This is a genomic window from Arthrobacter sp. CAL618, assembly GCF_000468215.1.
GTDB lineage: Bacteria > Actinomycetota > Actinomycetes > Actinomycetales > Micrococcaceae > Arthrobacter_D.
Genome location: NZ_ASZW01000047.1, coordinates 2536 through 14913, shown reverse-complemented (window position 1 = coordinate 14913; position 12378 = coordinate 2536). Strand labels below are relative to the sequence as shown.

Below are 12378 nucleotides of genomic sequence, written 5' to 3'. Positions count from 1 at the left end.
AGTTGCCTTTAACCTATTTACTTAGCGGGAACCGGGAAGCGGTCCCAGACCCGGTGCTTGGACAGCAGCTCGGTCAGCGTGGTGAGCACTGGCGTCGCGTCGCCGACGACGACGCCTGGCGCCTCGGGGCTGATGGCGCTTGACTGCAACACCGAGGCAACGTCGCCGACGCCGCCGATGGCCTTCGAATGCCTGAACGCCTCGGAGAGGAGCAGTGCGACACGGGGGTCGATTGTCACGCCCGGCGACCCGGCCTTAGCGTCCCGGCTATTGGCAGCGTCGTCGCCCGGGGTTGCCGCGCCGGCCACGATCAGCGCGTCGAACTCGGTGGATCGGGCGGTGAGGTAGGTCCGCTGGACCACCAGTCCGCCGTCGAGCTTGCCGCCCTTGGGAGCGATGATCAACGGAACCATTCCGGCGTCGTTGATCAGTGAGCTGAGCCTGGCGACGGCGGTGACGTCGCTGTTGGCGTCAGCGATCACACCGATGATCCGGCCCTCAACAGGCCAGGTGCCGCCGATCTGCGAAACCGTGGGGCTCGGCTCGTGATCCTCGACCTGTTCGATGGGTGCGGGTGCTGCCAGGCCGACACCGTTGGCCACCTCGGCGCACAGACGCTCGTCGATGTTGGCGAGGTTCTGCAGCTGCCGGACGCGCAGGTTCTCTTCGTACACTTTTCCCAGTTCGAAGGTGTACGCGGAGATGACGTGATCCTGTTCCAGCGGGGTGAGGGACTTGAAGAACATCCGCACCTGGCTGAAGTGATCTTCGAACGTGGCCGGATTTTCGCGTACCTTGCGCGACGCCGGAAGTTCCTGCGGCACGTCGATGTAGGCGCTCATGTCCTCACCGGCGAGGAACGGGCAACCGCCGTCGAGCGAGTTCGGCCAGTACGGCGCCACTCCCCCATGGACTGCGGTCTGGTGCATGCCGTCGCGGAGCATGTCATTGACGGGAGCGTGCGGCCGGTTGATCGGCAGCTGGGCGAAGTTTGGTCCACCGAGCCGGCTGATCTGGGTATCGATGTAGGAGAACAGCCGACCCTGCAGCAGGGGATCATTCGTGACGTCGATGCCCGGCACCAGGTGGCCCGGGTGGAACGCGATCTGCTCGGTCTCAGCGAAGTAGTTGGTCGGATTTGCGTTCAGTGTCATCGTTCCGATGATCTGCACGGGAGCCAACTCTTCGGGGACAAACTTGGTGGGGTCGAGCAGGTCGATTCCCTCGAACATCTCGTCTTCGGTGTCCGGGAAGGTCTGGATGCCCAGGTCCCACTGCGGGAAGGCTCCGGCCTCAATGGAATCCGCCAGGTCGCGGCGGTGGAAGTCGGGGTCCATCCCGTTGATGATCTGGGCTTCTTCCCATACCAGGGAGTGGACGCCCTGTTTCGGCTTCCAGTGGATTTTCACCAGGGTGGTTTCGCCTGCTGCGTTCTGCAGCCGGAAGGTGTGGACGCCGAAGCCTTCCATCGTCCGGTAGGAGCGGGGAATGCCGCGATCGGACATGTTCCACATGGTGTGCGCCTGCGCTTCACTGTGCAGGGAGACAAAATCCCAGAACGTGTCGTGGGCGCTTTGGGCCTGGGGGATTTCACGGTCCGGGTGCGGCTTGGCAGCGTGGACGACGTCGGGAAACTTGATCGAGTCCTGGATGAAGAACACCGGGATGTTGTTTCCCACGAGGTCGTAGGTGCCCTCATCGGTGTAGAACTTGGTGGCGAAGCCACGGGTGTCACGCACCGCGTCAGCCGAACCGCGTGAGCCGAGCACCGTGGAGAATCGCACGAAGACTGGCGTCTCGACGTCCTTGGCGAGGAAGCCAGCCTTCGTGACTCCTGCTGCGGCACCGTTGGCCACAAAGGTTCCGTGAGCGCCAGCCCCGCGGGCGTGAACGACACGCTCGGGGATGCGCTCGTGGTCGAAGTGGGTGATCTTTTCACGCAGATGGTGGTCCTGGAGCAGGACCGGCCCACGTGGACCCGCCTTGAGGGAGTGATCGGTATCGGCGACCCGGGCGCCCTGGGCAGTGGTGAGGAACCGACCGCTCTGCGAATTGACGGTCTTGGCAGCACCGGTAGGGGTACCGGTCGGTGACACCGTCTCGGGCGCATCCTGATCGGGCTTGGGCGGGAGCGGCTCGCGAGGTTCCACCGGCTCCGCCAGGCTCGGCGCCGCAACCGACGGCGCACCAGGAATAGGGGGGTTGGTGATGAGGGAATTCTGCTCAGACATCGATTGCTCCAGACACTCGGGTAGCGCAAAGTTCCTGCCGCTACCCTGTCAGCCTACACGTAATACTAAGTAGGCTTCATATATAAGTGGGCGCTACACCGGGGTGAAAACCCCGGCGGTTCCCGCTCCTTTGCGTCGGATCTGTTGTACCAGCCAGTCCATCAGCAGGCGGCCCGCAGATGGATGGGTCTCATCGGGATCGTGCTGCAGAGCGTGCCAGCGCATCACATCCTCGCTGGCGGGACTGTCATCGAGGAGCCCGGTAAGCGGGCAGGCTGCCAGCGGACGCGGATGCGGCGCACCCAGCCGGGCGAACTGCCAGTGGTAGGCCAACCCACCGAGGTAGGTGCGCGGCGCATTCGGCTGCACGTCGAGGGTGAGGCCGCGTGCCCAGGCGGCAGCCTCCACGGCAGGCAGCGGCCGGGTGAAGTAGTACCCCTGCCCCAGCGGAGCGCCGAGGACAACGGCGGCCTCGGTGATCCCGAGATCCTCCAGCCCCTCAATGGCGACGTTCATTTCAAAATCACGGCCCATCTGGATGAGGGACGCAATCATGCTCAGCGTCTCCACAGGCTTCCTGCGGATCTCGGTGAGCAGCTCGCGATCCAGCTTGATGGCGCTGAAAGGGAGCACCGACAGCCGTTTCAGGCTGCTGTGGCCTGCGCCGAGGTCATCCATCGCCAGTCCAACGCCAAGGCCCACCAGCTGATCCAGGGCATCGCGCTGCACCTCCCACTCCAGGGTCTGGGATTCAAGCAACTCGAGACCCAACCGGTTCGGGGCAATGTTATGGCGCTCCAGCGCGTCCCGCACCAGAGTGAGACAGCCCGGATTCAGGAGCGTGCTCGGGGGAAGGTTCACCGAAATGTTCGCCTTCAGCCCTTCCCCATCCCAGGTGGCGACCCAGCCGAGCGCCTGATCAAGCATCCCGACAAAGAGCAGGTCAAGCTCATTTTTGGTCAGATAGGGAAGGAACTCGCCGGGCGAAGCAATCCGCCCGTCGGCCATCCGCAGCCGGGCCAACGCCTCAAACAGGTGCACCGACCCATCTCGGAGGTCAACCACCGGTTGCATGAACGCCTCGAGCCCCCCTGAGTGCAGCCGCTCCCGGTAACTGTCGATGACGCTGCTATCCGGCCGCCCGCCGACGCCCGCAACGCCCGCCTTGAGATAATTCAGGTCGGACCCCAATCCGGCCTCCGGCTCAGCAGCAGCCAGCGTCCACCACCGGTCACGGTTACTCTTCAACTTCTTCGACTGATACAACGCTACATCGGCATTCCGCAGCAACGACGCCATGTCGCACCCATCGCGGGGATACAACGCGAGCCCCATGCTCATCCCCACCCGAATGCTTCTCCCCGGGACGTTGAACGGCCGTTCCACCGCATCGTGCAGCGAATCCAGGATTCCAGCGAGCACCACCGGCGCCGCCGCGCGGTCAATGTCCTTCACCAGAAGAATGAATTCGTCGCCGCCCATCCGGCCGAGAAAATCGCCGTCGCGCAATATGGCCTGCATGCGCACAGCCCATTCTTTAAGGACGTGGTCCCCCGCTTCGTGGCCGAACGCGTTGTTGACGGCGCGGAAGTCGTCAAGGTCGATCATGCCTACGGCTGCCGTGACCTTGGTGTGGTCGCCCCTAGCGAACACGTCCTGGAACCGTTCGGTGAGCGCCACCCGGTTTGGCAGCCCTGTCACCGGATCATGCATCGCCTGAAACCGCAGTTGCTCGTTCAGGGCAATCCGGGTGTTGATGTCCCGTTGGACGCTGGCATAGTGGGCGACCCGACCGTCGGCGTCGCGCAGCGGGACCACGCTCAGGTCATTCCAAAATGCTGACCCGTCCTTGCGGTAGTTAAGGATTTCCCCACGGAAGGGCTCCCCGACGGCCAGTGCCGTCCTCATGACGCGTTTGGTCTCAGGATCAGACCCAGGCCCCTGCAGCAACCGGCAATTAAGACCCACCACATCCTCAGGACTGTATCCAGTGATAGTGGTAAAGAACTGCGAGACGTGGACGATGTTCTGGCTGGCATCGGTGATCAGTGTGACCTCGGAGGTAGCTGCGTGAGCCTGCGCAAACAGCGACTCGGGCAATACCTCCCCCTCGAACCGAGGTTCCCATTTGGTCGCCATTGAACTCATCCCCTAGTGTGCTTCGTTACGCCGACGTCGCACGCCAACGAACGTTTGGCGGCCCAGTCTTACGGTGGGCGATCCGTTTCCCCAGATCAATTCCTCTAGAGGAATGGTAGCGGCAATTGTGAGAGGTAGATCACCACGGTTACATTGGGGCCAAACCCACCCGCGCTGAGGAAGGACACCGTGAGCGATCGGAAGCAATCCGAACACCCCCTGACCGAGGCTGCCACTCACCTGTATGCCCTCCCCCTCGAAGAGTTCACCGCCGAACGCAACGCGCGGGCGAAAAGCGCCGATGACAAGCTGCTATCCGGTCAGATCAGGCGGCTCCCCAAACCTTCGATGGCAGCGTGGCTGGTCAACATGCTCGTCCAACACCGCCGGGACGCCGTTGATGAGGCCCTTGAGCTGGGGATGGCTCTGCGCAATGCCCAGGAAGAGCTAGACCAGAAACGAATGAAGGAACTCGGACAGCAGCGGCAGCGGCTACTCAGCGGGCTGGGCGCGGTGGGCCTCTCGCTCGCGAAAGAACTCGGCCACGGTGTCAGTGCCACGGTCGCAGCCGAAATGGAGCAGACGTTCCGTGCCGCCATGACCGACGCGGATGCCGCCGCCGCGGTGTCCACCGGGCGGCTCCTACGCGTCCTGAGCGCCAGCGGCTGGGACGCCGTCGACCTCGAAGGTGCTGTGGGAGGGCCGTTTGAGCAGGCTACCACCGCCACCGGCAGGACCGGGGCCGGGAAGATCACCGCCGGAGAGAACGGGGTCGACGAGGAACGCATCGACAGCGCGCGCACCGCACTGGAGGGCGCCGAGCGCACTCTGGCGGAGGCCGACGACGACGCCGAAGACGCGGAACGCAGGATCGACAAGTTCCAGGACCGCCGTACCGGGTTGTCCACAGAGATTGAGGACCTGCAGCACCGTCTCGCCGAGTTGAGGGCAGACCTCAAGTCACTCGACCACCAGATCGACGACGCCGAACAGGAACAGTCGGCCGCGGTCCGCGCCGTCCGGGATGCGCAGCGCGCCGTGGACAGCGCCCGACGGCGGTTGGACAAGCTCCTCTGAGCCGGCACGGGGCGGGCCGGGATCCTTGCATCATTCGTAGTGCAGGGCCAGACTACGAGCCTCCGCCACCTACCCCACCGAAGCGGTCTCGCTCTCTAACGGCGCCCGGCAACGGATCTGTCCCGCCACCAGTTGACCGTTGCCGCCGCTGCTTCAGGCAACGGGGTGGGGGCCAGCCCCAACCGCTGCTCCGACGCTGTGGAATCCATGATGAAGGGGTGCTCCATCTGGTACAGCAGTTCCGTCAGTTCGCGCATCAAGGGCTGCACCCGTCCGAGTACCCGAACAAACCAGCCCGGCACCGCGACGACGTTGGGGGTCGGCACGCCCGCGGCCTTGGCGAAGGCGGCGACCAGTTGCCGTTGGGTGATCGCGCGCAGGGTTGGCGCGTGCAACACCGTGTTCCACACCCGCTCGTCGCGGGCCGCGGTGATCAATGCGGCCGCGAGATCGGGGACGTAGGTGAAGGAATGCGGGGTGTCTGCGCTCCCGATCACGCTGATCCGCCGACCGGCAATCACCCGGGGCACCACCCGCTCACCCATTTGGGACTGCAGCACCCGGGGGCCGAAAAAGTCGGCCGAGACAACGCTCACCGTGGGGGTCGGTGATGCCTCCCGCGCCTTCAACAGGTCAGTGCGGACTCCGCGCTTACCTCCCGTCGCGTCGCGGGGACCGGCTTCGGTCATCACCTGTTCCGGCTTGCTGTAGGAGTAGAGGCTTTCGGGAAAGACGACGACGGCGCCCTCGCGTCCTGCAGCAGCCAGGATGTTTTGCTCTGACCGGGGAAGCTCCCGCCGCCAGGCGTCGGCGTTGTAGGCGGCGTGAATGCAGTGGAAGACGGCGGAGGCCCCCTCAACGGCTTTAGTCACCGCCGTCGGGTCCGACACATCCACCGGCTGCCGTTGGATCAGCTGCGAGTCGGGGCCGGTGCCGTTCCTGGTCAGTATCCGCACCCGGTGACCGGCGCCAGCGAGCAACTCGGCTACCGTCCATCCGACCGGACCAGCCCCGGTAACCACCATCTGCTCCATGCTCGTTCCTTCCAGAAGGCATTGAGGGGCGAAACTATTGGCAGGAGTTGAAGGGATTATGTCGCATTCCCAGTTCGCCGTCCATGCCCCCGAAAGCGGCAACGCCCACGGGTCTTTAGTTGCTAACCGGCGCGAAACCTCGCGTTAATCCGCCGCTGTCACCATTGAATTGACCCAACCGGCCTTCCAATGAGGAATCAATGACACGCATCGGCCTAATCAGGGTTCTCACTTCGAGTGATCCCCGACTGTTGAACATCCACGGTCGCGCGGTCCGCGACGCGTTCGGTGTGGAAGTTGTTTCGCGAGCGGTCCACGACCAGCCGGAAGGCGTCCACGACCAGTTGACTCACGATTTCGCGTCCCCCAAGGTCATGGCTCTCGCCGCCGACCTGGCACCCCACGTTGACGGCATCATGATCAGTTGTTCCTCCGATCCCGGGCTGGAGGACGTACGCAGCCTCGTTGATATTCCGGTGGTGGGCGCCGGCTCTGCAGGGGCGGCCGCTGCCCTCGCCCTGGGCTCCCGGATTGGTGTGCTCGCGCTCAGCACAGAACCGCCGCTCGCCGTTGCCCGGGTGCTGGGTGAGCATTTGCATTCGGTTCAGGCGCCCGACGGCGTCACCCACACCCAGGATCTACTCACGCCGTCCGGGGTTTACGAAACCTATCTCGCGGCGGAGCGGCTGGTTGACGAGGGCGCCGACGTCATCCTGCAGGCGTGCACTGGGCTGACCAGCATGGGGGTCTCGCGCGAACTTCGCCGGCGGTACGGCCTACCCGTGGTCGACGCCGTCCTGGCGGCTGGGTCGGCTTTGACCCTGCAGTTGGGCAGTCCCGACGCTCGGCGCCACGCGGGCGGGGTGCTCGCCAAACTGGCCGGTTAGCCGTTGGTGTGTTCCCGTCCGCTGAGCTACCGGGGCTACTCAGGCTGCCCGGGGTGCTGGCGGCGCCCTAGCTTGGTGAGCGAGTCCCACCGCCGGGCCGCGAGACGGCGTAACTCACCGTTCGCATCCGTTGCCCGATTCTGAGTGCTCGATCGGCGGCGGCTGGGCCAGCTCACCGATTTTCCTTTGGGTGCGCTGGGGGAAGACGCCGCTGAATCGGGCTGGTCCGCTGCCGGCCCGTCGACTTTCCGATTTTTCTTCATCATCCCTTTTGACCCCCAGTTAGACCTCTGATCTGATCATAGGGGCCAACGGTGGCCTGGTAAACACCTGACGGCCCTGCCTGCATAAAGGGCGGGTAGGAATGAAGGACCGTTCGCGTATCGCCAGCCCATAATCGAGTAGTCGGCACGCGTTACATCACCGCCGTGTCCTCCTAGCCTGAAATCCCACGGGAAGACAGGACACTATGATCGACTACGCCATCGAATCTCTGCCTCTCTATTCCCCGGGGACACTCAAGGACCTGGAGCGTGAGCTCGAGAACCCTGAAGCCTGCAACGCCTTCGTCCAGATTTCGATCGGCATGTGGGATCAACGGTTCTACCGACTCAGTCGGGCCGCCGAAGATCGGGATGAGCGTCTCCTGATGGATGTCATCCTCAGTATCGAAAGCTCCAGCAGAATGCTGGGACTTCTCCAGCTCGCCGCCTTGGCGGGCGTGCTGAAAACCAGACTGAAGCATCAGGACCTGGATGGCGTAGTCGGTCTCCTACCATCCCTCGAACAGTGCGGGACGCGGAGCATGCGCGAGCTGCAAGCGGCGTACCCCGCCTAGACCGGCGGCGATCCGGGACGGAACCTCGATGGCGCGAAGGCCTGTCGAGGAACCACCGCCCGGGTCGCTGCCCCCGCACGATCGGGGATTTACCAGTCGTGAATGGTCCCGTCCTTGAGCCGGTTGAACGGCAGGTAGGCGGGGGTGTATGGATGGGCCGCTGCAGCGTCCAGATCGAGTTCGACGCCGAGTCCGGGCTGCTCGCCCGGGTGTAGGTAGCCGTCCTTGAAGGAGAAGGACTGCTGGAACACCTCGTTGGTGAGATCGCCGTGCCGCATGTACTCCTGGATGCCGAAGTTGTGGATTGCCAGGTCCAAGTGCAGGGCCGCGGCCATCCCCACCGGCGAAATGTCGGTGGGCCCGTGGATGCCTGACTTGATCTGGTATTGGGCCGCATAGTCGAGGATTTTCTTCATCGCGCTGATTCCCCCGGTGTGGGTGACTGCCGAGCGAACGTAGTCAATCAGCTGCTCGCGGATCAGGGTCTGGTAATCGAACACGGTGTTGAACACCTCCCCGATGGCCAGCGGCGTGGTGGTGTGCTGCCGGACCAGCCGCAGCGCATCCTGGTTCTCCGCCGGGGTGCAGTCCTCCAGCCAGAACAGGTCGTACGGTTCCAGCGACTTGCCCAGGCGGGCCGCCTCGATCGGCGTCATCCGGTGGTGGCCGTCGTGCAGTAGCGGCAGTTCTGGTCCGAACTCGTTGCGCACCGCCTCGAACACGGTGGGGATGTGCCTCAGGTAGGCGCGGGTGTCCCAGTCCTCCTCGGCGGGAAGGGCCGCGCGCTGCGCCGGCTCGTAGTCGTAGCGGGTTCCACCGGCACTCGGCTGGGCTGCCACCCCGTACACGGCATCGATGCCCGGCACGGCGGTCTGGATCCGGATCGCCTTGTATCCCAGCTCAAGGTGTTCCCGGACGGAGTCGAGGATCTCGGGGATGTCCCGCCCGCTGGCGTGGCCGTAGGCACGGATGCCGTCCCGTGACGCGCCGCCGAGCAGTTGGTACAGCGGCATGCCAGCGGCTTTGGCTTTGATATCCCAGAGCGCGACGTCGACGGCCGCGATCGCCGCCATGGTCACCGGCCCCCGGCGCCAGTACGCTCCGCGGTAGAGGAACTGCCAGGTGTCCTCAATCCGGTGCGCGTCCCGTCCAATCAGCAGCGGCACCACGTGGTGTTCCAGATACGCAGCGGCGGCCAGCTCGCGCCCATTCAGCGTGGCGTCGCCAAGCCCGGTCAGGCCGTCCTCGGTGGTGATCTGGAGAGTGACGAAGTTCCGATCCGGACTCGACACGATCACTTCTGCGCTCTTGATTTTCACTTACGTCTCCTTGCTACGAACTTCAGATAAATGAACCAGACTGACTAGCGGATGGTGCTGCCTGCCGATTGGTCGGCCAGGGCAAGTTCGCTGCGATACGGCAGGTTCTCCCAGTCGCCCGACCCGGAAACAGCAAACGCGCCGAGCGTCGCCCCGCGCAGCAGTCGCCCGGCGGTTGGCTCCCCATCGAGCAACGCTGAGAGATACCCTGCCGTGAACGCGTCACCGGCCCCCACCGTGTCCACCACCGGTACCGGGATCGCGCTCTGGTGCACCGGCCGCTCCCCCGCGGTGAAGGTCGAGGCACCAGCCGCACCGCGCTTAACGACGACGTCTCGCACCCCGCGCACGTGCAGGCCCGCCACGGCTTCGGCTTCCGAAACGCTGGGGGCCACGAGGGCCAGTTCGTCGTCGGAAGCGATGACGATGTCGGCCAGGTCAACCAGCGGGCCAAGCACCGCCGAAGCCTCGGAGACGGCCCACAGTTTCGCCCGATAGTTGACGTCGAAGCTCACCAGGATGCCCCGACGTTTCGCTTCACCCGCCGCCCACAGGGTGGCTTCAGCCGCGGACACGGAGAGTGCGGGGGTAATCCCGGTGAGGTGTAGGACCCGCGGGTTGCCTTCCAGCGCCGCCCGCAAGTCATCGCTGCAGAGCGCCGAGCCGGCCGAATTCGCCCGGTAGTAGGCGGCCCGCGACACCTCAGCGATCCGCCGTTCCAGCAGCATCAGGCCGGTGGGGCGCCTGGGGTCGACGACGACGCCGTCGGTCACCACGGCCTCGGCGCGCAGGGTCCGCAATGCGAAGGTCCCCACTTCGTCGGCTCCGAGCCTGCCCACCCAGCTCACCCGGTGGCCGAGCCGGGCGAGCCCGATCGCGACGTTGGTTTCAGCGCCGCCGAGCGACATGGTCATCGCGCCCCCGGCACGCAGCAAGCCCGCAGCCCGGATCGACGCCATGGTTTCGCCGAAGGTGACTACCTCAATTTTTAAGGTGCATGCATTGCATGCAGTGCATGCACTTTCACATTCGGATTGTGCCTGCAATGCCTGCAATGCATGCACGTTTCCCGAAGGACTACCTCCCACCGCTCCTTCATTAGGAACCGGGCTACTCCCCGCTGGCCCCCTGTCAGCATCCGCACTCATCCGGCGACCGCCGCCGCGAGCTCCAGGTACCGCCGGGCACGCTGCCGCAGTTCGGTCAGGTCCCCGCCCGACGCCGAGTCCCCCACCAGCGGTGAACCGACGCCGACGGCAACGGCGCCGCGGGCGAGGTAATCGGCGGCTGCTGCCTCGTCCACTCCGCCGACCGGCACAAACGGGATGGCCGGGAACGGGTCGCGCAGGGCCGAGAGGAAGCGGGGCCCGCCAAGTGAGGCGGGGAAGAGTTTGATCGCAGTGGCGCCCTGGTCCATTGCCGAGTACACCTCGGTGGGGGTCAGTGCGCCGGCAATGACCGGCAGCTGGAGCCTGACGCCTGCGGCGACTGATGCGGAGACCGCCGGAGTCACGAGGAACTGTCCACCGGCAGCGGCGACCTGCTCGGCGTCGTCGGCGGTCAGGACCGTACCGGCCCCGACGGTCGCCCGGTCTCCCACCTCCTGACGCACCGCGGCAATGACGTCGACGGCGTCGGGGGTGTTCAGCGACACCTCGAGGTAGCGGACCCCCTCGTCGACCAGGGCTACGGCGGCACGGATTGAGGCATCCTGGTCGGTACCGCGGATGATGGCCAGCAAGCGGGAGCTGCTGAGTCCGTCAAGAAAGTCAGACATGGGTGGTCCTTTCGTAGGGCTGGAAGGCCGGTTTACCACTCGGCGTAGGAGCCGTCGTCGTGCCGCCACACGGGTGAACGCCAGGCGTGGCCGCTCTTGTCTGCCCGCCGGACGGCTGCTTCATCGATTTCGATGCCCAGACCCGGACCGGTGAGGCGCTCCACGTGGCCGTCCACGAACTTCAGCGGGGTCTTGTCGAGGACATAGTCGAGCACTTCGGCGCCCTGGTTGTAGTGGATGCCGATGCTCTGTTCCTGGATCAGGAAGTTGGTGGTCGCGAAGCCCACCTGCAGACAGGCGGCGAGCGCCAGCGGACCCAGCGGGCAGTGCGGCGCGAGCTGGACGTCGTAGACCTCGGCAAGGGAGGCGATCTTGCGGACCTCGGTGATGCCACCGGCATGCGAGAGATCCGGTTGCGCGACGGCGATGCCCGCCTGCAACACCGGGAGGAATTCCTGCCGGTTGTAGAGCCGCTCCCCGGTGGCGATGGGGATGCTCGTGGAACTGGTCAGCCCACCGATCAGGTGCGAATTCTCCGGCACAGTCGGCTCCTCCAGGAAGAAGGGGTGCAACGGTTCCAGCAGCGGTGCAACCCGCCGCGTGTTGGCAAGGGTGAACCGCCCATGGAAGTCGACGGCCACGTCCCGGTGCGGGCCGAGCACCTCGCGGGCAGCGGCGACGCGCTCCACCACGGCGTCGATCTCCGCGACGCTGCCAAGCGGGCTCATCCGACCGCTGGCATTCATCTTCACTGCGGTCAGTCCCACCTCAAGCTGGGCGGAGATGGAGTCAGCCACCTCGGCGGGTTCGTCGCCGCCCACCCAGCCGTACATCCTGATCCGGTCGCGGACATGCCCGCCGAGCAACTGGTGCACTGGCACGCCGAGCGATTTCCCGGCAATGTCCCACAGTGCCTGGTCCAACCCGGCGACGGCGCTGGCCAGGATGGCACCGCCACGATAGAAGGAGCCCTTCGTCATGACCTGCCAGTGGTCCTCGATCCGGAGCGGGTCGGCGCCGATCAGCAACTCGGAGAGCTGCTCGACGGCGGTCCGCACCGTCTCGGAGCGACCCTC

General features: G+C 65.2%; 10 protein-coding genes. 3 read left to right on the top strand and 7 right to left on the bottom strand.

Translation table 11 applies throughout. The features are described 5' to 3' along the window. Positions 1–17: 17 nt before the first annotated feature. Both K728_RS0102755 and K728_RS0102750 read right to left on the bottom strand, forming a co-directional pair. The gene (locus K728_RS0102755) at positions 18–2231 is read right to left on the bottom strand and encodes a catalase (protein WP_024475769.1); all 2214 of its coding nucleotides are present in this window, start codon (positions 2229–2231) and stop codon (positions 18–20) included. A 93-nt stretch (positions 2232–2324) separates the two neighbouring features. Then, positions 2325–4379 carry an EAL domain-containing protein gene (locus K728_RS0102750; protein ID WP_084442795.1) on the bottom strand — a complete coding sequence of 685 codons (2055 nt, stop codon included), beginning with the start codon at positions 4377–4379 and terminating at the stop codon, positions 2325–2327. Positions 4380–4559: 180 nt separating this feature from the next. Between K728_RS0102750 and sctO the strand changes: the two genes are divergently transcribed. After that, on the top strand, positions 4560–5447 hold the full coding sequence (gene sctO, locus K728_RS0102745) for a type III secretion system stalk subunit SctO (protein WP_024475767.1): 888 nt from the start codon (positions 4560–4562) through the stop codon (positions 5445–5447). A 95-nt stretch (positions 5448–5542) separates the two neighbouring features. Here the strand turns inward: sctO and K728_RS0102740 are convergent, their stop codons facing one another. Next, positions 5543–6481, bottom strand: coding sequence for an NAD-dependent epimerase/dehydratase family protein (locus K728_RS0102740; RefSeq protein ID WP_024475766.1), 939 nt, complete (start codon positions 6479–6481; stop codon positions 5543–5545). A 200-nt stretch (positions 6482–6681) separates the two neighbouring features. On the opposite strand from K728_RS0102740, the gene K728_RS0102735 reads away from it, so the two are divergent. Next, positions 6682–7368, top strand: coding sequence for an aspartate/glutamate racemase family protein (locus tag K728_RS0102735; protein WP_024475765.1), 687 nt, complete (start codon positions 6682–6684; stop codon positions 7366–7368). A gap of 469 nt (positions 7369–7837) precedes the next feature. Beyond that, entirely contained in the window at positions 7838–8206 is a 369-nt protein-coding gene (locus K728_RS0102730; RefSeq protein WP_019481922.1) for a hypothetical protein, read from the top strand. Between the two features lie 89 nt (positions 8207–8295). On the opposite strand, the gene manD is transcribed toward K728_RS0102730, so the two are convergent. The 4 genes from manD to dgoD all read right to left on the bottom strand — a co-directional run bounded on the left by manD (position 8296) and on the right by dgoD (position 12360). Beyond that, on the bottom strand, positions 8296–9525 hold the full coding sequence (manD, locus tag K728_RS0102725) for a D-mannonate dehydratase ManD (RefSeq protein ID WP_024475764.1): 1230 nt from the start codon (positions 9523–9525) through the stop codon (positions 8296–8298). Positions 9526–9569: 44 nt separating this feature from the next. Continuing rightward, a complete protein-coding gene (locus K728_RS0102720; protein ID WP_272944175.1) occupies positions 9570–10571 on the bottom strand; it encodes a sugar kinase in 1002 nt (333 codons plus the stop codon). Positions 10572–10669: 98 nt separating this feature from the next. Continuing rightward, on the bottom strand, positions 10670–11302 hold the full coding sequence (locus K728_RS0102715; protein WP_024475762.1) for a bifunctional 4-hydroxy-2-oxoglutarate aldolase/2-dehydro-3-deoxy-phosphogluconate aldolase: 633 nt from the start codon (positions 11300–11302) through the stop codon (positions 10670–10672). 32 nt (positions 11303–11334) lie between these two features. After that, positions 11335–12360, bottom strand: a complete 1026-nt coding sequence (gene dgoD / locus K728_RS18235) for a galactonate dehydratase (RefSeq protein WP_443110909.1) — start codon at positions 12358–12360, stop codon at positions 11335–11337. Positions 12361–12378 lie beyond the last annotated feature (18 nt).